This window comes from Frankia sp. CcI156, assembly GCF_001983015.1.
In the GTDB taxonomy this organism is placed as follows: Bacteria; Actinomycetota; Actinomycetes; order Frankiales; family Frankiaceae; genus Frankia; species Frankia casuarinae.
The window spans coordinates 1-23,359 of record NZ_MOMD01000071.1 but is presented as its reverse complement, the minus strand read 5'-3'; the positions used below and the strand labels follow the sequence as shown (position 1 = coordinate 23,359).

At 69.9% G+C, this 23,359-nt stretch carries 25 protein-coding genes; 13 read left to right on the top strand and 12 right to left on the bottom strand.

Annotation, left to right across the window (positions count from 1 at the left end; all coding sequences use genetic code 11):
- Positions 1 to 37: 37 nt before the first annotated feature.
- Both CcI156_RS20950 and CcI156_RS20945 read right to left on the bottom strand, forming a co-directional pair.
- Positions 38 to 247, bottom strand: coding sequence for a DUF397 domain-containing protein (locus CcI156_RS20950; protein WP_035734520.1), 210 nt, complete (start codon positions 245 to 247; stop codon positions 38 to 40).
- A gap of 13 nt (positions 248 to 260) precedes the next feature.
- The gene (locus CcI156_RS20945; protein WP_217697729.1) at positions 261 to 1,133 is read right to left on the bottom strand and encodes a helix-turn-helix transcriptional regulator; all 873 of its coding nucleotides are present in this window, start codon (positions 1,131 to 1,133) and stop codon (positions 261 to 263) included.
- 384 nt (positions 1,134 to 1,517) lie between these two features.
- On the opposite strand from CcI156_RS20945, the gene CcI156_RS20940 reads away from it, so the two are divergent.
- The 6 genes from CcI156_RS20940 to CcI156_RS20925 all read left to right on the top strand — a co-directional run bounded on the left by CcI156_RS20940 (position 1,518) and on the right by CcI156_RS20925 (position 6,336).
- Positions 1,518 to 2,159 carry an ATP-binding protein gene (locus tag CcI156_RS20940; RefSeq protein ID WP_023840391.1) on the top strand — a complete coding sequence of 214 codons (642 nt, stop codon included), beginning with the start codon at positions 1,518 to 1,520 and terminating at the stop codon, positions 2,157 to 2,159.
- Between the two features lie 17 nt (positions 2,160 to 2,176).
- Complete coding sequence (locus CcI156_RS20935) at positions 2,177 to 2,797, top strand: hypothetical protein (protein WP_139341562.1); 621 nt, start codon at positions 2,177 to 2,179, stop codon at positions 2,795 to 2,797.
- Between the two features lie 941 nt (positions 2,798 to 3,738).
- Entirely contained in the window at positions 3,739 to 4,056 is a 318-nt protein-coding gene (locus tag CcI156_RS25985; protein ID WP_035734514.1) for a hypothetical protein, read from the top strand.
- Positions 4,057 to 4,445: 389 nt separating this feature from the next.
- Positions 4,446 to 4,757 carry a hypothetical protein gene (locus tag CcI156_RS25980; RefSeq protein ID WP_175637639.1) on the top strand — a complete coding sequence of 104 codons (312 nt, stop codon included), beginning with the start codon at positions 4,446 to 4,448 and terminating at the stop codon, positions 4,755 to 4,757.
- Between the two features lie 82 nt (positions 4,758 to 4,839).
- Entirely contained in the window at positions 4,840 to 4,995 is a 156-nt protein-coding gene (locus CcI156_RS25975; RefSeq protein ID WP_160323922.1) for a hypothetical protein, read from the top strand.
- A gap of 282 nt (positions 4,996 to 5,277) precedes the next feature.
- Entirely contained in the window at positions 5,278 to 6,336 is a 1,059-nt protein-coding gene (locus CcI156_RS20925) for a cation diffusion facilitator family transporter (protein WP_076807721.1), read from the top strand.
- A gap of 77 nt (positions 6,337 to 6,413) precedes the next feature.
- On the opposite strand, the gene fabG is transcribed toward CcI156_RS20925, so the two are convergent.
- A complete protein-coding gene (gene fabG, locus CcI156_RS20920; RefSeq protein ID WP_076807719.1) occupies positions 6,414 to 7,130 on the bottom strand; it encodes a 3-oxoacyl-ACP reductase FabG in 717 nt (238 codons plus the stop codon).
- A 170-nt stretch (positions 7,131 to 7,300) separates the two neighbouring features.
- Between fabG and CcI156_RS20915 the strand changes: the two genes are divergently transcribed.
- Both CcI156_RS20915 and CcI156_RS20910 read left to right on the top strand, forming a co-directional pair.
- Positions 7,301 to 7,594, top strand: a complete 294-nt coding sequence (locus CcI156_RS20915) for a DUF167 domain-containing protein (protein WP_011436332.1) — start codon at positions 7,301 to 7,303, stop codon at positions 7,592 to 7,594.
- 386 nt (positions 7,595 to 7,980) lie between these two features.
- On the top strand, positions 7,981 to 10,608 hold the full coding sequence (locus tag CcI156_RS20910) for a pyruvate dehydrogenase (RefSeq protein WP_371681832.1): 2,628 nt from the start codon (positions 7,981 to 7,983) through the stop codon (positions 10,606 to 10,608).
- Between the two features lie 73 nt (positions 10,609 to 10,681).
- Here the strand turns inward: CcI156_RS20910 and fabI are convergent, their stop codons facing one another.
- The 3 genes from fabI to CcI156_RS20895 all read right to left on the bottom strand — a co-directional run bounded on the left by fabI (position 10,682) and on the right by CcI156_RS20895 (position 13,286).
- Positions 10,682 to 11,455, bottom strand: coding sequence for an enoyl-ACP reductase FabI (gene fabI / locus CcI156_RS20905; RefSeq protein ID WP_076807715.1), 774 nt, complete (start codon positions 11,453 to 11,455; stop codon positions 10,682 to 10,684).
- A 132-nt stretch (positions 11,456 to 11,587) separates the two neighbouring features.
- Positions 11,588 to 12,775 (bottom strand): cation:proton antiporter, encoded by a 1,188-nt coding sequence (locus CcI156_RS20900; RefSeq protein WP_011436329.1) that lies wholly within the window; start codon positions 12,773 to 12,775, stop codon positions 11,588 to 11,590.
- 28 nt (positions 12,776 to 12,803) lie between these two features.
- Positions 12,804 to 13,286, bottom strand: a complete 483-nt coding sequence (locus CcI156_RS20895) for a cation:proton antiporter regulatory subunit (RefSeq protein WP_076807712.1) — start codon at positions 13,284 to 13,286, stop codon at positions 12,804 to 12,806.
- Between the two features lie 342 nt (positions 13,287 to 13,628).
- Here CcI156_RS20895 and CcI156_RS20890 point away from each other — a divergent pair, with 342 nt between their 5' ends.
- Positions 13,629 to 14,096 carry a PGPGW domain-containing protein gene (locus CcI156_RS20890; RefSeq protein ID WP_011436327.1) on the top strand — a complete coding sequence of 156 codons (468 nt, stop codon included), beginning with the start codon at positions 13,629 to 13,631 and terminating at the stop codon, positions 14,094 to 14,096.
- 11 nt (positions 14,097 to 14,107) lie between these two features.
- Here the strand turns inward: CcI156_RS20890 and CcI156_RS20885 are convergent, their stop codons facing one another.
- Complete coding sequence (locus CcI156_RS20885; RefSeq protein ID WP_076807735.1) at positions 14,108 to 14,506, bottom strand: hypothetical protein; 399 nt, start codon at positions 14,504 to 14,506, stop codon at positions 14,108 to 14,110.
- A gap of 329 nt (positions 14,507 to 14,835) precedes the next feature.
- On the opposite strand from CcI156_RS20885, the gene CcI156_RS20880 reads away from it, so the two are divergent.
- Both CcI156_RS20880 and CcI156_RS20875 read left to right on the top strand, forming a co-directional pair.
- Positions 14,836 to 16,722, top strand: a complete 1,887-nt coding sequence (locus CcI156_RS20880; RefSeq protein WP_076807733.1) for a glycoside hydrolase family 15 protein — start codon at positions 14,836 to 14,838, stop codon at positions 16,720 to 16,722.
- A 116-nt stretch (positions 16,723 to 16,838) separates the two neighbouring features.
- The gene (locus CcI156_RS20875; RefSeq protein WP_076807710.1) at positions 16,839 to 18,122 is read left to right on the top strand and encodes an L-2-hydroxyglutarate oxidase; all 1,284 of its coding nucleotides are present in this window, start codon (positions 16,839 to 16,841) and stop codon (positions 18,120 to 18,122) included.
- 464 nt (positions 18,123 to 18,586) lie between these two features.
- Here CcI156_RS20875 and CcI156_RS20870 read toward each other — a convergent pair whose 3' ends face one another.
- A complete protein-coding gene (locus tag CcI156_RS20870) occupies positions 18,587 to 19,168 on the bottom strand; it encodes an NADPH-dependent FMN reductase (RefSeq protein ID WP_011436323.1) in 582 nt (193 codons plus the stop codon).
- A 400-nt stretch (positions 19,169 to 19,568) separates the two neighbouring features.
- Complete coding sequence (locus CcI156_RS20865; RefSeq protein WP_076807708.1) at positions 19,569 to 20,432, bottom strand: LLM class F420-dependent oxidoreductase; 864 nt, start codon at positions 20,430 to 20,432, stop codon at positions 19,569 to 19,571.
- Between the two features lie 64 nt (positions 20,433 to 20,496).
- On the opposite strand from CcI156_RS20865, the gene CcI156_RS20860 reads away from it, so the two are divergent.
- A complete protein-coding gene (locus CcI156_RS20860) occupies positions 20,497 to 20,838 on the top strand; it encodes a MerR family transcriptional regulator (protein ID WP_023840383.1) in 342 nt (113 codons plus the stop codon).
- 382 nt (positions 20,839 to 21,220) lie between these two features.
- Here CcI156_RS20860 and CcI156_RS20855 read toward each other — a convergent pair whose 3' ends face one another.
- Together CcI156_RS20855 and CcI156_RS20850 are read right to left on the bottom strand one after the other, a co-directional pair.
- On the bottom strand, positions 21,221 to 21,592 hold the full coding sequence (locus CcI156_RS20855; protein ID WP_011436320.1) for a DUF86 domain-containing protein: 372 nt from the start codon (positions 21,590 to 21,592) through the stop codon (positions 21,221 to 21,223).
- Positions 21,582 to 21,872, bottom strand: a complete 291-nt coding sequence (locus CcI156_RS20850) for a nucleotidyltransferase family protein (RefSeq protein ID WP_035912985.1) — start codon at positions 21,870 to 21,872, stop codon at positions 21,582 to 21,584. The genes CcI156_RS20855 and CcI156_RS20850 overlap by 11 nt, the downstream gene beginning before the upstream one ends.
- A gap of 277 nt (positions 21,873 to 22,149) precedes the next feature.
- Between CcI156_RS20850 and CcI156_RS20845 the strand changes: the two genes are divergently transcribed.
- Positions 22,150 to 22,677 (top strand): transposase, encoded by a 528-nt coding sequence (locus CcI156_RS20845; RefSeq protein WP_076807705.1) that lies wholly within the window; start codon positions 22,150 to 22,152, stop codon positions 22,675 to 22,677.
- A gap of 409 nt (positions 22,678 to 23,086) precedes the next feature.
- Here CcI156_RS20845 and CcI156_RS20840 read toward each other — a convergent pair.
- Positions 23,087 to 23,359 (bottom strand): CopG family transcriptional regulator (locus CcI156_RS20840; protein ID WP_254847542.1); only part of this gene is annotated, 273 nt, incomplete at its 5' end.

Sequence of the window (23,359 nt, the reverse complement as noted above, 5' to 3'; positions counted from 1 at the left end):
CATGGCCTTACTCCACTCGCTGTTCTACAGCGGGCGCCTACGGCCGCTCGAACTCTCCGTCCTTCGCACCGCCGAGAAACGCATCCCATTCGCCCGGAGTGAAGATCAGAACAGGTCCGCCCTGGTTTTTGGAGTCACGCACAGCGACTAGCCCGGCGTCTAGGAAGGCGACCTCAACGCACTGGCCGTTGCCGCCGCTGTAGCTGCTCTTGCGCCACACTGCTGCGGAGAGATCCACCTGCTGCACGGTCCGCACCTTCTCACTCCTTGCCCTCCGCTGCCAGGCTGGCGATCAGGCTCGTCGAGTCGTCAGGGCTGAGTGCCACGGCAGCGAGGTTGTCAAAGGACAATCTATACCGCCGGATGTCGGCCTCGGCCTCCAGAAACAGGTCACCGGCCATGCTCTCGACGTAGATGATCTCAGGGTCGGCCGAGTTCGGGAAGTCCATGAGCACGAACGACCCGAGCATGCCGGCGTGCGCGCCGGCCGCGTACGGGATGACCTGGACCGTGATGTGCGGCTCGCCGGCAGCCTCGGTGATCCTGGCCAGTTGCCGATGCATGACCTTCGGCCCGCCGACCTGGCGGTGAACAGCGGYCTCGTCAACGACGGCCCACAGGCGCAACGGGTCCTCCTTGGCCAGCAGGGCCTGGCGTTCCATTCGGGCTTGGACACGCTGGTCGATCTCGGTCTGGCTGGCCATGGGTAGGTTGCCGCGGATGACGGCACGCGCGTAGTCCTCGGTCTGGAGCAGGCCGGGGATGAACAGGGACTCGTAGTTGCGGACGGTGCGGGCTTCGGCCTCGAAGCTGATGTAGGCGGTGTAGTGCTCCGGCAGCTCGGCGTGGTAGGGCCGTAGCCAGCCCTGTGCGTCGGCTTCTCGGGACAGGGCGAGGAGGTCGGCGCGCTGCTGGTCAGTAACGCCGTACATGTTGAGYAGCGCGATCATCGTGCGGCGCTGGRGGCGGGAGCTGGCGGTGGCGGTCTCGTGCCGGTAGAGCGTGGCAGGGTTGATCCCGGTCTCCTCGGAGACCTGCTCCCGGGTGAGACCAGCGGCTTCGCGTAGGCGGCGCAGCTCGAACGCCAGCCGACGGGACCGCACCGTCGGCGGTGCCTGACGTTGCCTCGGCACAGAGTGCTCCTCTCGCTTCCAGGCGGCGCTCTGCCCCCTGTGACCTGCTACCCCACAGCCTTCCGCAAAGGATGCCCATGCATACCTTGCAAAACAGCATGATGCGGGGGCATGCTACGGGACAGTACATCGCCACGATCCGTGGCAATCAGGGGCCTCGCCTCCAGACGCGCGTGGCCCGGCGAGATGACAGGGGGCGACGCGGGTGGACGTCGGTCAACAGGCGGCGCGGCCTGCCCTCCACACAATCCGCTGTCCCCGCCGGAGGAACCGCCGCAAGGCAAGGCCCGGTGGGGACAGCGCCAAGCCAGCGACAACGGGGCGGGGAGATCTTGTGTGTGATGTTGTGGCCGGACTGCGGCCGGGCACGATCAGGGGCTCAGCGTGAACGCCGACCCGTCGCCCGTGATCCGGGTAGCCGTGGCGCACTTCCCGTCGATCGCTGCCGCTGTTCCCGACGCTCGCGCGAGCACGGTCCGCACGCTCACGGCCTGGTCGGTCGACGCGGACACCGTTGACGTGGCCGAACTCGTCGCGTGCGAGTTGGCCTCCAACGCTGTGAAGACCAGCCACCCGGATGGCGGCGTCGCGCTGCGGCTGACCGTCTGCTACGCAGTGTTGACCGTGGAGATGTGGGACGCCAGCACGGCCCCACCCGTCTTGACTGTCGCGCAGCCGGACCAGGAGAACGGGCGCGGCCTCGCGCTGGTGGACGCGGTCAGCCTGCGATGGGCCTGGTATCTGGGCCGGACCGGCGGGAAGGTGGTCTGGGCACAGCTCCCGGCCGCGACGCCAACCGTCCCCACCGGCAGCACCGCGGCGTTGCCGACCCGTGCACCTGCGCCCGTACCAGCCCCCGCCGCCCCCGTCACCTTCCGCAACGATCCGGCCACCCTACAACGGGTCATCGACCGTCTACGCGGCCTCGATGACTGGCACCGCCCATCCCCCAGGCATGGCAGGACCGACTGGCACCACACCGGCACCCGCCACCGCGGCATCCAGCCGGAGGCGACCCGCCGATGACGATCGTCCGCTCTGCCGTGCCTGAGCACCTGCGACCTGTGGTGCTGCTGGCCGGGATGCGCAAGCTGGTACCAGCCGACCAGATCGCGCAGGTACTCGGTCTGTTCGTCCCCCCGATCGATCCGGCCTCCCGCCGATGGGCCGCGCTCTGCGACGCCCTGGACGCCTACGACCACGCCGAGCGGGTCGGGGCCGGTCACCTCACAGCCGCCCGTCACCAGGTTGACGCGGCGGCCTCGGCCGTTCTCGGTCTCGCCGACCCTTACCCCACACAGCGCACACCCAGCCAGCACGAAGGAGCACCCATGACACTTGACAGCCTCCACCATCCCGCGACCAGCGACGACGGACAGACCGACCCACGACCGCCCGCCACTGCGCCCGGACCAGCGGAACCACTCACGGCGTTCGTTGCCCGGCAGGCACCACGCCTGTTTGCGCTCGTCGACGACGGTGCCGACCACGACGACTCCCCGATCCTCGCGTGGGGGCTCGACTGCCGCGACCATGTCAACGTCGTGAGCCCGGACGGCAACCTGTGGGCCAGCTTCTCCAGCATCGACCGCGCGCATGCGACGTACGCGTTTCTGGCCCCCTCCGTCGAGATCGTCTGGCGTGTCCCAGGCYGCCACGAGTGACAGCCGGGAGAGTGCACGGGAGGGCGACGRCAAACCCCCTGCCTGTCGGGTGGCCGTACCGGTCTCCGTGCCGGTCCCCCATCTGAGCGGCTACCCGGYGGTGCCTGCTGGCGCAGGTCGCACGCCCGCTGGTACTATCCGAGCACAGCCCGACTCGTACCTCTACAGGTCACGTGTTCACATCTGGACGGCCGTGGCCCCGGCCGCTGGGCACCGACGCGCGACAGCCTCCCACATGTCCGCTAAGCCCCATTTAATGGAATTGTCMGGCATCCTGTCTGTCCGCCCACCGGATCCCCCACCGGATCGCCCATCGGACTACCCATAAAGATGGGCGGGTCCGAAATATCGCGCTGGCGCAGGTCACAGCACCTTTCACACCCACCCAAGCACTCCGCGACTTAAATACCCAACGGGTACTGTTCAAAGTATAAATGCGGGCCGCGGATACGCGACGTGGCCCCTTTCCGTGCCGTTCTCCGGAGGCAGGACGACTCGCGCGTCTTACGGGCATCCGATAGCCCTGACGGTCGGCCTTCCCTGACAGCGACATCTGGCACGGACGGCATGCGGCCCGCAGAGGGTGCCAGCAGGACCACAGAGAACCCTTTTCCTCTGTGATCTCACTCACATACCCGGGCCGCTTTTGCGAGGAAATGTCCTGATTGATGCGTGTCCTAACCGATGCCCTGTGCGCGGCCCCAACGGAGACCCTAACGGCGTACCTGCTTAGCKGGTACACCCGGACTGGCGCATCGGTGCAGATCAGCGGACATCTGACCCGTACCCAAGTGGGCCAAGACTCAGTGCCATTACCGGCATCGTATCTAATCATGGTCATGGGCGGGAGTGGYCGGCGGAATGCGCGCGCTTGGCAGAAACGGATGGCGCGGTTAGCGTTTATACGCCGAATTCCTCCCGCCCGTTCTGTGTGAGGTGCCGTGGTCGATCCGTCCCGCCTCCGCCGTCCTGCCTCCGCCGATTCGCACGACAAGCCAGCACAGACCGGGGACGGGCCACCGCAGACCGGCACGGCGGGCACGGACAGAGACGACCTCACAGCGGCGCCGGACGCCAGCGGGCCGACGCTCCACTCTGCCGCCAGGACACGCGACGCCCACGATGCCGAATCGGACGGCGATGACGCCGACGCGGTAGCGCGCTGGATGGCCGAGACGCTCGCCGAGGCCCCGCCCGTCCCGCCAGCGGTCGCCACCCTCATCGCGGGCGTGCTCGTCCGGCGACCACCCGCCGCCTGATCTCCCGAGCAAGGGACCGCCGTCGCCCATATGCCCAGAACACCGCGCCCTGCGCGCCCACCGGCGCCTACGGCCGATACGCGAATACCACTTGCCATGTGTGACCAAGGGGTGGTGCCGGCGGTGCTGACGTACCGTCCGGTTCCGCTGAGCATCGCCAACGATGCGCGGGCGTGTGGCTCGGCTTCGTCACCCTTGCCGAGATAGCCGAGTACCACCGCATTGAAAGCTTCGCTGGACTCTTCGTCGATCGGTGAAGGTCCTGGCAGGCGGTTGCCGGTCCAGACATGATCATTCATGGTCCGCAAGGCGGTTAGTGCTTCGTCTTCGCGGCTGGTGATGGCGTAGGCGCGGGCCTGTGCGCAGGCGAGGAGCGGGACGATATAGGGGTGCGCCTGCGGCTGGGCCTGGGCGGCGATGTCCGCAGCGGTCTCGAACTCGCGGGCGAAGAAGGCCACGGCGGAGCGCATGGCGGCAACCGATCCGGCAAGTASTGGGTTACCGGCTGCCTGGGCGTGTTGAGCGGCGAGGACGAAGARCGTCAACGCGCCGTCGTCATCGCCCATGTCGAAGGCGAGTCGACCACGGTAGAAGGCGTATTGGCCGGCGAGGAGTTCGAGGTCGCGACGGTCGGTGCCGGTGACTCTGGTTTCCAACCGGGCTTCCGCATCGTCCCACGCCTGTTCGACGGGTCCGAGTAGATCCGCGTGCGGTGTCGTGGAGTAGATCCGGGTGAGGCGTTGGATGCCCTGGTGGAGCTGGGCGACACTGAGGGGGTCCGGGGTGGACGCGGCGATGGCGCGGGAGATCTGCGCGGCGCGGCTGGTGGCGCCAGTCGTGGCGGTGCTGGCGGCAAGAAGGATGCCGGTGCCGAGTAGGTCACGGCGGCGCGACGGACTCACCTCCTCGCGGGGCGGCCCGCTGCCGGGCTCCGCCTGAGCGGGAACCATGACGGGACGTGATGGTCGTAGTGGACGCTTCCGTGCTCGCCAACGCCCTCGTCTACGCCGACGCCCGACTCGCCCGCACCGCCACCYGCTACTGCACCATCCACCTCGTCGAATAGGCGCGTGTCTCACGTCGGGTATTGCTCTAAGGGCTAAGCACAGACGAGCAACCGAACCGGCGCCAGCGGCCCGCGGTACGCACCGGGACGCAGGTGCAATGGAATGGCAGCTGCCACCATGCCGCATTGATCGTTTTCGTCTATCGTCGCGGAACATGAACAGCGGCCACGAGCATGAGCTCCCCGCCCAAGGGCACGGGCACGGCGGGCACCCGCGCGGCGGACGGCATGACCACCACGCGAGCGGGCGGTGGACGCGGCTTCGTCACGGCCTGTCAGACCTGGCCGGAGGGCACAGCCACGACCCGGCGGACCAGATCGACGACGCGTTGGAAGCCGACACCGCCGGCCGCCGCGCCCTCCTGATCAGCCTGGCCGGTCTCGGGCTGACCGCCGCCCCGCAAGYCGCCGTCGTGGCACTGTCCGGATCGGTCGCGCTCCTCGGCGACACCCTGCACAACGTCRCCGACGCGCTCACCGCGGTCCCCCTGCTCATCGCCTTCACCGTGGCACGCCGCCCGGCCACCGCCCGGTTTACCTACGGCTACGGCCGCGCCGAGGACCTCGCCGGCCTCGCCGTCCTCGCGATGATCGCCCTGTCGAGTGCGCTCACCGCCTGGGCCGCGATCGACCGCCTCCTGCACCCCCAGCGCGTCGGCCATCTGGGAGCGGTCGCCGTGGCCGGGCTCGTCGGCTTCCTCGGCAACGAGATCGTCGCCCGCTACCGCATCAGGATCGGCCATCAGATCGGCTCCGCCGCCCTCGTCGCCGACGGCCTAYACGCCCGCACCGACAGTCTCACCAGCCTCGCGGTGCTCCTCGGCGCGGCCGGTGTCGCGGTGGGCTGGCACTGGGCCGACCCCGCCATCGGCCTGGCGATCACCCTGGCGATCCTCGGAGTCCTGCGCTCCGCCGCTCGCGTCGTCGGGGCCCGGCTCATGGACGCCGTCGACCCCGCCGTGGTCGCCGAAGCCACCAGGGCGCTCCTGCACACCGAGGGCATCGAGGCCGTCCGCGAACTGCGGCTGCGCTGGATCGGCCACACCCTGCGCGCCGAAGCCGACGTCACCGTCGATGCGAACCTGACCCTGACCGCCGCTCACGACCTCGCCCACGCCGCCGAAGCCCACCTGCTGCGCCGCATCCGCCGCCTGTCCGCCGCTACCATCCACACCAGCCCCACCCACCACCACGCCGCCACGACGGTCCCCTAAGCCGCACCGCCGATCATGCTCGGTCACGGCGCCGCCGGATCGGTGCCCCGTGCCCAGCTCAGTGCCCCGTGCCCAGCTCAGTGCCCCATGCTCAGCCCGCCGTCCACGGGGATCAGCGCACCGTTGATGTAACCGGCCTGCGGGGAGGCGAGGAAGGCGACGAGGGCTGYGACGTCCTCGGCCTCACCCATGCGGCCACCGGGGACGCCGGCGGTGAGCTGCTCCCGCTGCGCCTCGGTCAGCGCGTCGGTCATGTCGGTCCGGATCGGCCCCGGAGCGACCACGTTCGAGGTGATGTTGCGCGGAGCCAGCTCGCGGGCGAGGGAACGGGCGAAGCCGATCAGGCCGGCCTTGGACGCCRCGTAGTTGGACTGGCCGGGGCCGCCGACGGAGGCGACGACGGAGGAGATGAAGATGAGCCGACCACGACGCAGCCGCATCATCGGCCGGGAGGCACGCTTGGCCACCCGGTAGGCACCGAGCAGGTTCGTGTCCACGACCTCCTGGAACGCGTCCTCGCTCATCGTCGCCAGCAGGGTGTCCCGCACGATCCCGGCGTTGGACACCACGATCTCCACCGGCCCGAGCTCGGCTTCGATCTCCGTGAACGCCTTGTCGACGCTCTCACTGTTGGCGACATCCAGACGGACGCCCAGCATCCCCGCGGGGGCGGTGCCCCCGCGGCTGGCGACCGCGACCCGCTCACCCGCGGCCGTCAGGGCGGCGGCGCAGGCGGCGCCGATCCCCCGATTACCACCTGTTACCAGTGCGACACGACCCTCATTTGCGCCCATGGGTCGGATGGTAGCGGCCACCGCGTCGAATCCCGGTGTCCGCCGACGATGAGGCCTCAACCGCCGGCCGGCATCGGCTCGGCCACCCTCGCGGTCCTCCCTGGTGTCGCCCCGAACCGGTCACGCGGACCGATCGCACGGGCGGGACGATCCGGGGGGACGATGCGCACATGCGTCTGATGATCCGAGTTCAGCCGGGCGCCGGGCGGACCGCGGTGGGCGGCCGGCGCGAGGACCCGCTGCACGGCCCGCTGCTGATCGTCCGGGTCACCGAGCCTGCCGTCGACGGCCGGGCCACCGAAGCCGCCCTGCGGGCCCTGTGCGCGGCGCTGCGGGTGCGCCGGGGAGATGTCCGGCTGGTCCGCGGCGCGACCGGCCGGGTCAAGGCCGTCGAGGTCGAGGTGGCAGCGGTCGACGAGCCCGCGCTCCGGATCCGGATCGACGAGCTCGGCCGGGACGGCTGACCGCCGGGGCGGCAAGTCCCGCCGCGGCAGTCCTGGCAGGGCGGTTCCGGCATCACCGGGCTGACGCACGACGGCCAACGCCACCGCGATGGAACGCGGATGCTGAAATGGTACGGCCACCGTGGTGAAGGTGGGATACCGACGCGGACACACCATGTGACGGCGACGGGCGCCGCCGATCCGGCCGGCGGCGCAACCTCCGACCGGCACCGCACCACCGCGCGTCCGGACTTTGGGAGGTCGGAGTCGTGGGACGTAGGCCGGTCATGCGCAGGCCCGATGTCAGACCGGTGGAGGCGGCGCACACGCGCTCCGGCCGGGGGGATATGATCATTACACCAGACGACGCCGCGGGGCCGGTCCCGGCCCGGTCCGTGGATCCGCCCGTGCCGGGGACCGACGGTCGGGTCACCCACGACGACCGGGCCGAGGGCGGCGGTCCGCCGGGAGACGCCAGCCCCCCGACCGGACCGACGAACGGAGACGACGTCGTGGGAACCCAGACCTCGCCGACCGCGGCCCGGGCCATCCCGGGGCCCCCAGACCCGGCCATGCCAGACCCGGCCATGCCGGGGCCGCCCGGTGGCGTACTCGACCTCGCCGCGCTGGCCGCCGTGGAACGGCGGCTGCGGAGCGTCGCGGCCCGGATCATCGACGGGGACGAACGCGCCGGGCAGCGGCCCGCGGTCGCCGCCGAGTCGGAACGGGCGGCCGTGGCCTCGGTGTCGAGCATCGCCACGGTGCTGTGGTTCGACGCCCTGCGCGCCGAGGACCGCGTCAGTGTGACTCCACGCGCCGCCCCGCTGATCCATGCCGTTCATCACGTCCTGGCGCACGCCAGGCCGACGGCCGAGAAGACGGCAGCCGAGAAGACCACGGCCGCATCGCCCGTCCCCGCCGTCTACCGGCTCCCCCACGTCCGGCCGGGTGAGATCCGTCCGAACGGGGTCCGTTCCGGGCCCGATGGTCGGCCGTTGCGTGCCCTCGGCGCCGGCAACATCGGACCGAGCGGGACGGTCTGGGCGGCGTTGGCACGCCGTTATGCCGGGGAACGCTTCGACCGGACTCCCCGGGGTCGGCAGATCTGTCTGATCGACTACTCCGAGCTGCACGACCCGACCGTCTGGGAAACGATCACCGATGAGCGGGTCGCTCATCTCGGCGAGCTGTTCTGGGTGGTGACGGTGTCCGGCTCCGCGCCGACCGGACCGGTCGGCGGCATCGGCAAGCCCGCCCGCGCGGCGCGCATGTTCGAAGCCGCCGGTTGGCAGGTGCTCACCGTCCGATACGGACGCGTCCTCGAAGCGCTCTTCCGGGCTCCCGGCGGTCACGCGCTTCGCAACCGCCTCGACCAGCTCCCGATGGGCGAGTACCGCGCGCTGCTGCAGGCCCACGGAGCCGACCTGCGCCGCCGGCTCGCCGGTCCCGGTGCGTCCGGCGCCGGCATCAGCCGCCTGCTGGACACCCTCACCGATGACGAGATCCATGCCTGCCTGCGCGATCTCGGTGGCCACGACCTTCCCCTGCTGATCGACGCCTTCGACGAAGTCGCGGCGGACCGGCCCACGGTCCTGTTCGCCTACACCAGCGACGAGCTCGCCCGGGAGGAGCGCTCCCACGACGAACAGACCCACGGCGAACAGACCGCCGACCACGCGTCCGCGGCCCCGTCCGCCGGACCGGGCACGCCGCCGGCCGCCGGCGGTGGCACCCGCCCGGTCCTCCGGCCGGGAGACGACGCCGCGGCCCACCGCCTCGCCCGGCACGTCGCCGGTTACCTGGACCGGGTGCCGGTGCCGCTCGGCGCGGCACCACCCGTGCCGACCGACTCCGACCACCGCTTCCCGGCGTGGATCTCCACCCAGGAGGCATTCGGCGGGATGTTGCGGGACCTACCCCGGCTCGCGCCCCAGGCAGCCACCGCGGTGCTGACCATCAGTACGCGCAACGCCGACCCCGTCCTCGCCGGCTGGCTGGCCGCGGCGGACCGGACCGATGGGKAACAACCGGGCCGGCACGTGGCCGGAGGCCTGTCGGCCACGGCCTTCGGCGGGGTGCTGGCCTCGCTGGGAGTGGCCTGGAGCCGCCAGGGTCTGCCGCTGCTGCCCATCGGAGTCGCCGACGAGGTGGCGGCCGGACGGGTACTGCCCGGCTGGATGGCCGGCGCCACCGCGGACGCCCGATCGATGCTCGCCGTGGCGGACACCGGTCTCGACCCGGTCGTCCGCAACCTGGCCTGGAACGGTGGCAACGTCGTCCCCGCCCCGGTGGCCGCGACCTGGGAACCGGCCTTCGCGCACGATCTCGCCTGGTGCCTGCTGGCCGGCCTCGGCGGGCTGGCCCGCCTCGACGGCACCTCCTGTGTGATCCGGCTCTCCGCCCGCCAGGTCGATCAGCGCCTCGCCGAGGTCCCCGTGGACGCGCTGGAACGGCACCGACGCCGGGCCCTGGTCCTCGCCGGGGGGTACCGGCTCCACGAGGGCGGTCCCGACGCCGCGCTCACCCTCGTCGGGGTGGGTGCGGTCATGCCGGAGGTGCTGCACGCCGCAGCGGAGCTACGCGCCGGCCTCGGCCGGGAGATCACGGCCGTGTGCGTGACCTCCCCGAACGCGATGTTCCACGCGCTGCAGGCCCGGCGCGGGTTGGCCGAGGGTTCCGACGCCCTGCTCACCGAGGTGTTCCCCGCGGACCGGCGCACCCCGATCGTGACGGTGGTCGACGGGGACCCCCGTGCCCTGAGTTTCCTCGCCGGCGTCCACGGAGATCCCATCTCCGCCCTCGGTTCGAGCGCGCCGCTGCCGGAGGCCTCCGGGCCGCCGGGAGGGCCACCGGGAGGGCCACCGGGGGACACCGACCCGGGCTCATCGGCCTCCGGCGCCGGCGGCCACGCCGGTAGCGGCAGCCTTGCCCGGCGGGACACGGCCTCGTCGCGGGACCACCGTCGCCGCCCACCGGTGGAGCTGGACACGATCGTCGGAACGGCCCTGGACCTGCTGGACGAGACGGCAGGCTGATCCGGGCCAGGGACCCCACCGTACCCGGATCCCGGGACCCCGGCCGCGCCCGGACCCCGACGGCCCGCCGTGCTCAGATCCCGACGGCGTGCACGCCGCCGTCGACGTGGACGATCTCGCCGGTGGTGGCCGGGAACCAGTCCGAGAGCAGCGCCACGCAGGCCTGGGCGGCCGGCGTGGTGTCGTGGACGCTCCAGCCGAGCGGCGCCCGGCCGTCCCAGACCTCCTCGAACTGGYTGAAGCCCGGGATGCTCTTGGCCGCCATGGTCCGCAGCGGGCCGGCCGCGACGAGGTTCACCCGCACGCCCCGGGGTCCCAGATCACGGGCGAGGTAGCGGGTGGCGGAGGCGAGGCCGGCCTTCGCCACGCCCATCCAGTCGTACGACGGCCAGGCGACGGACGCGTCGAAGTCCAGGCCGACGATCGACGCCTTCTCGGCGAACAACGGCAGGGCGGCCCGGGTGAGCGACGCCAGCGACCAGGTGGAGATCTGCAGGGCGGTGCCGACCTCGGACCAGGCCGCCTCGACGAACGGCTTCCCACCGAGCACCGATTCGGGCGCGAACCCGATCGCGTGCAGCACGCCGTCCAGGCCGTCAACATGTTCGAGYACCTGTCCGGCCAGCCCCGCGAGATGCTCTTCGTCGGTGACGTCCAGCTCGACGACGGGCGCCAGGGTGGGCAGTCTCTTGGCGATGCGGCGGGTCAGCGACAACCCCCGCCCGAATCCGCTGAGGACCACCGCCGCACCCTGCTCCTGGGCGATGCGGGCGACGCTGAATGCGATCGAGGCTTCCGTGAGAACACCGGTGACGAGAACGCGCTTACCTTCGAGAAGTCCGCTCATGGGCTGCATACTCCCAAACATCGCCGTCCCGGTAGCGACACCGCTGCCGGGAAGTCGTCCCCGCCGTCAGCGGCGGATGCCGTCGCCCGCAGCCCGTCCACCGTTGCCCGCCCACCACCCGCCCGCTCGGCGCTAGGGCGACCGGGCGGCCTGCAGCCGCCGAGCCGTGCGGATCACCGGTTCGACGAACCGGGCCGCCAGCGGGCCGAGGACGGCCATCAGCAGCACGTAACAGGCGGCAAGCGGGCCCAGCCGGGGTTCGAGGCCGGCCGCCACCGCGAGGCCCGCGATGACGATCGAGAACTCGCCGCGTGCGACGAGGGCGGCCCCGGCCCGGAACCGGCCCATGGTCCCGATTCCCGCCGAGCGGGCGGCCCACCATCCCGTCATGACCTTTGTCGCGACTCCGGCGATCGCGAGCAGGGACCCGGTGAGCAGCGCCGGAGGGATCTCAGCGGGATCGGTCTGCATGCCGAAGAAGACGAAGAAGACCGCCGCGAACAGATCGCGCAGCGGCCGCAGGACCTCCTCTGCACCCTCGGCGACTGGTCCGGACAGGGCGATGCCGACGAGGAACGCACCCACCGCGGCCGACACCTGCATACGCTGGGCGACCCCGGCGACGAACAGGGCCAGCCCCAGGGCCCGGAGCAGCAGGATCTCGTCGTTGCGGTGGGCCTTCGGGTTGAAGACCAGCCGGGTGACCTTCTCGCTGTGCCGCAGCGCGATGTAGAGCACCGCCACCAGGACTCCGAGCGCGATCGCCACGGTCAGCGATCCGCGCACGAACGTGTGATGGGCCAGCAACGCGGTGAGAACCGGCAGGTACACCGCCATGGCGAGGTCCTCGAGCACGAGGACGGACAGAACAACTGGCGTCTCCCGGTTACCGAGCCGCCCGAGGTCCCCCAGCACCTTCGCGATGATCCCCGAGGAGGAGATGGCCGTCACCCCACCCAGAACGACCGCCGCCGTCGGGCCCCAGCCGAGGAGGAACGCGGCGACGACCCCGGGGGTGGCGTTGAGCGCCAGGTCGAGCACCCCGGCCGGCGCCTGTCTGCGCAGCCCGGACAGCAGCTCGTCGGCGGTGTACTCCAGACCGAGGGTAAGCAGCAGGAGGACGACCCCGATCTCCGCGCCGACCCCGATGAACTCCTCGCTGGCACCGAGCGGCAGCAGGCCACCCCGGCCGAACGCCAGCCCACCCACCAGGTACAGGGGAATCGGTGAGACACTGATGCGCAGCGCGAGATGCCCGAGGACTCCTAGGCAAAACAGAATCCCGCCGAGCTCGAGGAAGGTCGTCGCGGTGGAGTGCACGCGGTCCCGACTGCCCTCCCTGCCCRCGTCAGCCGTTGCGGAGCAACATACCGACGGATGCGGTGTTCTCCGGCGTACCGACGACAACGACGACGTCTCCGGCCTCGAATCGGAAGTCCGGCCGCGGGGATGCGAGCACCTGCTGGTCGCGGACGACCGCGACGATGGAGGCGCCGGTGCGGGTACGGGCCTGGGTGTCCCCGAGCTCGCGGCCCACGTAGGGCGAGCCGGGCAGGATCACGATCTGCTCACCGAYGAGCCCGGCGAAGGCACGGTTGAGGTCGGCGAGCTTCTCGACGATGCGCGGGGCACCGAGCAGCTCGGAGAGCACGTCGCCCTCCTCCGGCGTCAACGCGATGGACTCACGCGAGGCGTCCGGGTCGTCCGCGTCATAGATCACGAGGTCCCGGCGCCCGTGATGATGGGACACGACTCCGAGCCGGCGGCCGCTGCGCGTCGCGAAGTCATGCCGCAGCCCGATGCCAGGCAGCGCGGTCTCCTCGATCTCCACAGCAACCTCTCCGGCGCTCCGATGGCCTGCCTTCCCACGAAGGCCCAGATGACCAGCCCCATCACACAGTAGTCAACCATCCGCGACCGCGCCTGGACGGTGTGCCCGCCCGGCCCCTACMCCACGGAGCGCGGGGATCCGCGGATCCGCGCGCTCCGTCGGCGTGTCGGCATCACGACACGTATCGGTCGAGGAGGTCGAGGAGATCCCCGCCACGATGTTCTTGCGTGACGCGTTATGACGGAAGAACGTCGCAGTAGGACAATGCCGCAGTAGAGCAGCGTCGCAGTAGAGCACCCTCTCCTCGCCCCGCCCACGATCCACTCAGGAGGGTTACCCGACGTGCTGACCCGAAGCGCCCGCCTGTTCCGCCGGATCGCCCTGACCGTACTGGGTCTCGGCGTCCTCGGCCTCGGGATCGCGATGTTGGCGCTGCCGGGTCCGGGATTCCTCGTCGTGGCGCTCGGGTTCTTCATCCTGAGTCTGGAGTACGAGTGGGCGCGCAGCCGTTTCGAGCAGGCCCGACGCAAGGCCGCCGACCTCGCCGATCAGGCGGCCGCGAACCGGTTCTCGTCGGCGTTCACGATTCTGTTCGCGCTGGGGATGATCGCTGCGGGAATCGCGTGGATCGTGGTCGACACCCTTCCCGCGTCCTCCGGGTGGTCCGGCGGAAGCCTGATCCTCAGTGGGCTCGTCATCCTGACCACCATGATCGTGAGTCTCTGGCAGACGAAGGAGGCCCGCGATGCCGGCCGGCCCACGCCCGCCGAACTCCTCGCCCGGCGGGAGCTGGAGAAGAGTCGATCCTGATGGGCGAAAATCTACTGGCCCTGGGTGACCTGATTGATTCCGAGTACGTGCGGCTGGGCGTACACACACTTGTACAGGGCCGCGCGGTCGGCGGTCGACGCCTTCGCGACGTCGTACCGCAGCGGATAGATCCGGCTGGTGGCCAGCTGGTTGCGGTCCTTCGGCAGCTGGATGGCCCTGCCCACCGAGGGGCACGCGGCGCGCACCGCGTCCTTCTGCGCCTCGGTGGCTCCCGGGGCGAAGTACACGACGGCCTCCTGTTGCGGCGRCGGCCCGTCCAACGTCGCGTAGATCCCGAAAACGATCAGGCCGATGGTGGCGAGTACCGCCACGACGACCATCGTCCGGCGCCGAGGGTCGGCCAGGTAGCGAGCGGCACGGGCGGCAGCAGGTGACGACGGTGGGGCCACGTGGTGAGTCCTGTCACATCGGGGAAGGAAATCTGGTCCGGACGACGGCTGGAGCACCGCCATGACCGGACCCCCAACGTAGTCCGCCGAGCGGGTCCGTAAGGTAAACGCCCTCATGAGGCTTAGCGACCTCCGCCACGGGTGACCGCCGGCCCGCCGCTGCGCGGCGTGCTCGTACCGGTTCACCGTCGACCGGCGGCGCTGTGCCCGCGATCGCGCCCAACGGCGGGCGACCCCGATGACATCGACCTCGATGATCATCAATTATTCGACGATCATCGATCCAGCGATGATCACAACCAGTGGACCATGGGAGCGAGGAACAGGTCGTGCCATCCCTGATCKAGGACTACGCGCTGATCGGCGACACCCACTCCGCGGCGCTCGTGTCGCGCACCGGGTCGATCGACTGGCTGTGCCTGCCCCGATTCGACTCGCCGTCGTGCTTCGCCGCCCTGCTCGGCGACTCCGAGGCGGGCCACTGGAAGATCGCTCCCGTCGAGCCGGTCCTGGGCGTCAGCCGGCGCTACCGGGGCGACACGCTGGTCCTGGAGACGGACATGACGACCGCGTCCGGCACCGTGCGCATCGTCGACGCGATGTTTCCCCGCGCAGGCACGCACACCGTGCTCCGCCTGGTCGAATGCCTCGAAGGCGCGGTCCACCTGCGATCGGAGACCCGGTTTCGCTTCGACTACGGCTCCATCGTGCCGTGGGTCCGCCGGGTGGACGAGCACACCATGTCGGCGGTGGCCGGGCCGGATGCGGTCACCCTGCGGACGACCGCCCCGATGGAGGGGCACGACATGGCCACCTACGCCGACTTCCACGTCGCCGCCGGCCAGTCGGTACCGTTCTCATTGACCTGGACCCCCTCCCATCAGACTCCCCCGCCGTCCCACGACGTCCGGCGCATGATCACCCTCACCGAGGCGTGGTGGTCGGACTGGATGGCGGGCTGCACCTACGACGGCCAGTGGCAGCCGGCCGTCCGCCGGTCGCTGATCACCCTCAAGGCGCTCACCTACGCCCCGACCGGAGGGATCGTCGCCGCCGTCACGACCTCGTTGCCGGAGCACATCGGCGGCGTGCGCAACTGGGACTACCGGTACTGCTGGCTTCGGGACGCGACGATCACGCTGCTCGCCCTGCTCGACGCCGGGTTCACCAGCGAGGCGACCGCATGGCGGGAGTGGCTGCTGCGCGCGGTCGCCGGTGACCCCTCCCGGGTACAGATCATGTACGGCGTTGCCGGGGAACGCCGGCTGCCCGAATACGAGATCCCGTGGCTACCGGGGTACGAGAACTCCGCCCCGGTGCGGGTCGGCAACGCCGCCGTCGACCAGTTCCAGCTCGACGTCTACGGCGAGGTCCTCGACGCCCTGCATGTCGCGCGGGTCGCGGTCGCCAACCGTCGCCAGACCGTGCCTGGGCTGGCGCTCCCCGGCGGGCAGACCATCACCGAGAGCCATGCGGACGACTCCTGGCCGCTGCAGACCAAGCTGATGGACTTCCTCGAGACCGGCTGGCGGAAGACCGACGAGGGCATCTGGGAGGTGCGCGGCCCCCGCCGCCACTTCGTCCACTCGAAGGTGATGGCCTGGGTCGCGGCCGACCGGGYGGTACGCGGGATCGTTGAGTCCCGGCTACCGGGCCCTGTCGACCGCTGGTCGGCGCTGCGGGACGAGATCCACGCGGAGGTCTGTACCCGTGGGTTCGACTCCGAACGCAACACCTTCACCCAGTTCTACGGCTCCAAGGAACTCGACGCGGCGCTGCTGTACATGCCGCTGGTGGGGTTCCTGCCCGCCACCGACCCCCGCGCCGTGGGAACAGTCGCCGCCATCGAGCGGGAGCTGATGGAGGACGGGTTCGTCCTGCGGTATCCGACGGCCGAGGACGGCGCGGTCGACGGACTGCCCGCGGGCGAGGGCGCCTTCCTGGCCTGCACCTTCTGGTTGGCCGACAACTACGCCCTGTCCGGGCGGGTCCACGAGGCTCAGGAACTGTTCGAACGCCTGCTGTCGTTGCGTAACGACGTCGGGCTCCTCGCGGAGGAGTACGACCCCAGGCTGGGCCGGATGACGGGCAACTTCCCGCAGGCGTTCAGCCACGTCCCCCTGGTCAACACCGCGCGGACGCTCACCGACGCGCTGCGCGGCACACCGCGCTCGCGCACCGACCGGGCCCACCCGCCCGGCCACTTCTTCGGCTGAGCCCGCGGGACACCCGACTGACTACCGGCTCGTAACATACCGTGCACGCCGATACTGGATTCGTACGATCGGCGTGATCGGGATTCACGTTTTCGACGGACGGACAGGGGACGGGCGTGGTAGGTCGCATCGYGGTGATCGGCGGTGGAATTCTCGGGCTGGCGGTCGCCCGTCGGCTCGGGCAGGTCGAACCGGGATCGGCCGTGACGGTGTTCGAGAAGGAACAGGACATCGCCCGGCATCAGACCGGCCGCAACAGCGGCGTCGTCCACGCCGGTCTCTACTACGTCCCAGGTTCGCTCAAAGCGACCCTGTGCCGCCGTGGGGTCGGGCTGCTGCGGGAGTTCTGCGCCACGCACCGCATCCGGTACGACGAGTGCGGYAAGATCGTGGTCGCCGTCGACAACAGCGAGCTCGAACGGTTGGCCGAGATCGAGAAGCGGGCGACGGCGAACGGCGTACCGCGGACCCGGATGCTCGACGCCGACGAGCTGCGGTCCGTCGAACCCCACGCCCGCGGGGTCGCCGCCCTGCACTCACCCACCACCGCCATCGTCGACTATCCCGGGGTCGCGCGGGCCCTGCGTACCGAGATCGTCGCCGCTGGCGGGGCCGTGCGCACCGGAGCCGAAGTGATCGGGGTGGAGGATCGTCCAGCCGGCGTCCACCTTCGCCTCACGGTCGCCGGAACCGCGCGCGCGCGGCCCAACGGCAATCACGAGATGGCGTCCCGCAACGGTGGCCGGGTCGCCGTCGTCTCCGAAAGCGTCGGGCCGTTCGACCTGCTGATCTCCTGTGCCGGGCTGCAGTCGGATCTGGTGGCGACACTGACCGGCGAGGACGCCTCCCCGCAGATCGTTCCCTTCCGGGGCGACTACTGGCTGCTGCGCCCCGAGCGGCGTGGCCTCGTCCATGGGCTGATCTATCCGGTTCCGGATCCGCGATATCCCTTCCTCGGTATCCATCTCACCAAGCGCATCGACGGGGAGATCCTGGTCGGGCCGAACGCGGTGCTGGCCACTGCCCGAGAGGGGTACACGGTCGGCACCGTCCAGGGCGCTGACCTGCGACGGACGCTCGCCTGGCCGGGGTTCCACAAGATGGCGAAGACCCACTGGAAGACCGGCGCCAAGGAGATGCTGCGCACGGCGAGCAAGCGGGCCTTCGTCGCCGAGGCCCGGCGCTATGTCCCCGAGCTGCGGGYCACCGACGTGGTTCGTGGCCCCGCGGGAGTCCGGGCCCAGGCCGTCGCCCGCGACGGTAGCCTCGTCGACGACTTCGTCCTGTCCCACAACGGGCGGGTCGTGCATGTCCGTAACGCGCCATCTCCCGGCGCGACGGCGTCGTTGGCGATCGCTGAGCACATCGTCAGCAAAATCGTTCCTGAACGGGCCAGCTGACCGGCCTGAGAAACCGACAAGCCCGAGATTGACAATCCCGCGGCAACCCGTGCATCAAACCCGACGCGGCCGCCCACCAGGCCACGGCAGACGCTGGGATGGGCGAAGCCGGTCGAGGTTTTCAACGATTTACTGGCGAAGCACGCGTCGCCGTGACCGCTTGATTCCACACAGGTATTGGCGGCTCTCCGCAGTTCAAACCAGTCGTGGAAGTCGGACAGCTCCCGGGACACGGTCCTCCCCTGTCCTCGAGCGATCAACCCGGACCGGGTCCAGATTCCCTCTCGCTCCTTGAGGCCGATGTGACCTCTGGTCGAGGATGGCGCAATGGCGTGGTGGGACCGGCCGCCCGGAGCGGAGGCTCCCCCGCCCCGGGCGGCGCGTCCGAAGGGACCGGACACCGGTATACCGCCGTCGGGATGCGTCGACGGCGGTATACCGGCAGACCCGCGCAKGGCCGCCGTTCACACCGTGTAGGGACGCTTCTCCCTGGCCTCCGCGAGCGCGACCGCCCACCACTCGAGTTGCCTGATCAGGGTCTGGGCAGCGGTGTTGCAGCCTTCGGGATCCTTGGGCGTGCCATCGGCGTGGAACCGGTCCCAGGCACCGTGGAAGCTGACCGTATCGCGGATGGTGACCGCGTGCAGCTCGGCGAAAACCTGGCGCAGGTGCTCCACCGCGCGCAGGCCGCCCGCCTGGCCGCCGTAGGAAACGAAACCCACCGGCTTCGCCTGCCACTCGGTGTAATGCCAGTCGATGACATTCTTGAGAACGGCCGGGTAACTGTGGTTGTACTCGGGGGTGATCACGACGAAGGCGTCGGCCGCGGCAAGCTGCCGGGTGACGTCCGCTAGCTCCGCGACTTCTGGACCGCTGGAGGTACCCAGCCTCTCCGGCAGCCTGACGTCATCGAGATCGACGACGCTCGTGACGATCGAATCGTGGGCGGATACCTGCTTGATGAACCACTGGGCGACCACCGGGGCGAAACGTCCTACCCTGTTGCTTCCAATAACTACCGCGAGGTTGGTGGGCTGATCGAGCATGAAAGTCCCCTATTCCGCGGATCGGCGAGATCCGCTCTCGCCAGCAGGCGCCCGGAACTCTAAAACCTCAACCATGATTGAAGTCAAGGCCCCCGGACAGTGGGGCGAGCTGCTGTACGGGCGATACACGGGAAAGATGAGCGACTCGGCCCGGGGCCGCTGCGACAGCATCCCGAACGCCACTTCTCGGCTCCGTTGACCTCAACCATGGTGGAGGTTGCAGGCTCTGTGAGGTCACCGCCCGTCACCAGATGCAGCAGGGCGCTTCGAGGGAGAGTAAGGATGCCAGCACTGGCCGCGCCCACCCAGGGGCCGGAACTCAGCCGGACGRCAACCCGGGTGGTCCTCGTCGGGCTCCTGGCCGGTGTGTTCATGTCCGCTCTGGACAGCACGACCATGGTCAGGYAGTTGGCTGCTTGACGCTGCCTCCGGCCCTGGCCAGCGGTCCCAGCTGGTCCAGCGCGCGCAGCGTCGCGTCGGCGTCGGTGATGGTGAGCAGCCCGAACAGGGCGCGACGGACACCACGAGCGCGCAGCCTCTCGAGCGTGGCCTCGTCGGGATCCATGAGCGGAACGGTCACCGGTGGCGTCRCCACCCCGGCCCGGTCCGCCTCCTCGGCCAGCTCGTCCAGGCCTTGGATCAGCTGGTCGACCGGAAGGGGTGGAGTGAGCCAGCCGTCGCGCCCGGCGATGATCCGGCGGAAGGTCGTCGGGCCCCATCCCCCGATCCAGACCGGCGGATACGGTCGCTGCACAGGCTTGGGCCACTGGAAGACCGGATCGAAATCGACGAAGCGACCGTGGAACTCCGCCTCCTCGGTGGTCCAAAGCGCCTTCACCGCGGCCAGCCGCTCCCGCATCAGCGCCATTCGAGTCGCCGGGTCGGTGCCGTGGTTGCGCATCTCCTCACGCAGCCAGCCGGCGCCGACGCCGAGTTCGAAACGGCCCTCGCTGACCAGGTCCAGGCTGGCCGCTTCCTTCGCCAACAGGAGCGGGTCCCGCTGGACCACGAGCGCGACCGCGGTGCCCACGCGCAACCGGGTGGTCGCGGTCGCCRCGGCCGTCAGACTGACGAAAGGATCAAGATTTCGGTAGTAGTCGCGGGGAATCTCGCCAAGCTCGGGGTGCGGTGTCTCCCGTCGGGCGGGGATGTGGGTGTGCTCGGTGACGAACAGTGATTCGAAGCCGCGCTCCTCGATCACCCGGGCGAGCTGAGCAGGCCTGATCTGTTCGTCAGTGACCGCGGTGAAGATCCCGATATCCATGCGTCGCACCGTAGAGTCTGCCATCAGTGTCAGGGTCAAGAGCGAGGGCTGGAGGCTGGTCCTGATGTTGATCGGCGAGCTGTCGACACAAACCGGCGCCAGGGTGCGGTCCTTGCGCCATTACGAGAAGAACGGACTGCTCGTGGCGGAGCGCGGCGCCAACGGCTACCGCCATTTCCCGGAGTCCGCGGTGGAGACGGTGGCCCGGATCCAGGTGCTGCTCGGCGCCGGACTGTCGGTGGCGACGATCCGCCAGGTGCTGCCCTGCACCATCGACGCGACGCCGCGGATCGTGCCGTGTGCCCAGCTGTCGGCGACACTGCGCCGCGAGCTGGACCGGCTGGAGCTACAGGCCGCGTACCTCGATCGCGCACGTTTCCTGATCTCGACGATGCTCGCGGCCTGAGCGCCACAGGAAGTAGCCGGGCCTCCGGGGCGCAGAACCCGTCAGCCGCCGATACTAGTGGACCTAACGCACCACGATAAGAACCGGTCAATCTTGGTTGCTGGCCCTGAAATCACCGTCCGGCCGGTCGCCACACGTGCCCCGAACAGGGACGATGCTCGGTGACCACGCCGACCGGAACATCGCCTACCGGGTAGAACACGTGTTCCGAACACCTGGCGGTTCCGGGCACTTCCGGGCTTCCTGGTGACCGTGCGCGTTGGGCACCGTGGTCGCGTCCACCCTCCTCTTCCGCCTCTGAATGTGCCCGTGCTCGGGTCGCGGTCGCGCCGAGGAGGGGTGATGGTCAGAACGTCCGCACCCGGGGGCGATGTACCCGCGGTCAGTGCGGCTGATCGAGCTGACTGGCGACGAGCGGGAACTCTGCCTTCAGGAGCGTTGCCAGTTGCTCCTGAAGCTCGCGCAGCGCGGTCGTGGCGATGCGCCACACGATTGACCAGTCGACCTCGAAGTACGCGTGAACAGCGATGTTGCGGAAGCCCGTGACGGACCGCCACGGCACATCCGGCCAGCGGTCGCGGATCTCGGGCGAGACTCGACCGGCTGCCTCGCCGATCACCAGGAGCTTCTGCAGAACGGCGCTCTGGATCAGGTCGCTCGCCAGGAAGGCGGCCTCGTCGACGTCCTGGACGAACGTCGTCGCGGCAGCCGCCGCTTCGATCATGTCGACGAGGTAGAGCTCGTCACGCCGCATAGAGGACCCGAGCCTCCGCGAGTACCCGGTCGCGGATGACCCACTTCAGCCGGGACTTGGGTACCAGGTCGACGTGCCGACCGACGATCTTTTCGAGCTCGTCCCGAAGATCGACGATCTCGAAGCCAAGCTTCGAGTCGGGCGCCAGCACATACAGCAGGTCGACGTCCGAGGAGTCGGTGTCGTCGCCACGAGCCACCGAGCCGAAGACGGAGAGCTCGGCGACCCCGTAGCGTCGGCACACCTCGGCGATCCGGCTGTCACGAAGGTCGACGGTCACCTCGCCATTATCGCCTCCAGGCAGCCACGACCGCACGGCTCGGACACCGCCTCCAACGAGGTGACCTGACCCCGTCCGAGGAACAAGAAGGCCGGGGCGACCAGCGGTGCGCCCAAGAGATCACCTTCCGGACGGGTCACGCGGCACACGTCCGGGGCTACGAATTCTTGTTCGGGGAGGTAGCGCGTTAGCCAACTGGCGGCATCTCATGCCAGGGTGACCATTCGGACCAGGCTTCCCAGTTGGGACGGTCATCGTCGGCGAGCCAGTTCCATGCGTGGGGCTTTGCGACCGGCCCCGCTCGGGGCGGCCGCGGCGGATCAGCGAGCTGGAGCGCGCCGAGCTGACCCGTCGCGGCCTGACCGGGGACATCTCGGCCTCCAGCGTGCGACGGATCCTCGCGGAGCATCCGGTCAAGCCCTGGCGCTACCAAAGCTGGRTCTTCCCGCGGGACCCGGAGTTCACCGCGAAGRCCACCGTCGTCCTCGACCTTTACCAGGGCCAGCCGCTCGGCCCGAACGACCGGGTGATCTCCGTGGACGCCAAGCCGTCCATCCAGGCCCGCGCCCGGATCCACCCGACCGCTCCACCCGCCCCRGGGCGGGTCATCCGGGTCGAGCACGAGTACGAACGCCACGGCGCGCTCGCCCTGCTCGCCGCGCTCGACGTCCACACCGGACAGATCACCGCCACTACCCCGCCGACGAGCGGCATCGCCCCGTTCATGGCCCTGCTCGGCCAGATCATGGCCCAGGACCGGTACAAGAAGGCGGACCGAGTGTTCGTCATCGTCGACAACCACTAAGTTCTGCGCGAACCGMTGGTCCGATCTCTTCGACCTGCCTGTTCTGCCTTCCACCCACAAGCCGGATCGATCGATCAAACCTATTTGCCCAGGTCAGATGCCAACTACACGGCGTAGTGGACCATGTGTACCAGCATCCGAACCGATCGATCTTGGTTGCTGGCCCTGAATTTACTGTCCGRCCGGTCGCTACCCGGGCTCTCACCAGGAAGGATGCCCAGTGACCGCACCKGTCACTATGTCATCTAGCGAATCGAACACATGTCCCGAACTCCTAGTGGTGTCGGACGCTTCGGCCCGTCTCGCGACCGTGATCGTGGGTGTCGTGGTTGGGTCGACGGTTTGTGGTCGGGTTCGGGAGATGTGATGMGCCGTGAGGTCGCACTGAGCGCGATATGACCCGGTCTGGTCAGGCGACGTCGAGCCAGGCGCGGAGAGYCTGGCGGATGACATCGCYGGCGTTGGTGTGCTCGGCTTGGGCGCGGGCGCTGAGCGCGGCGCGCRGTTCGGGGTCGAGGCGGACGGGGACCACCTCGCCCGGGGCGGAGCCGAGGGGCCGGCGTCCGCCGCGGCGGTGGAGGTGGGCGACGTCGTAGCCGGTCTCGGCCTCGGCGGCCAGGTCCTCGACCAGCTCGTCGGTCACGGGTACGCCGCCTGCCGTCCGGCGGGCGGTCTCCTTGTT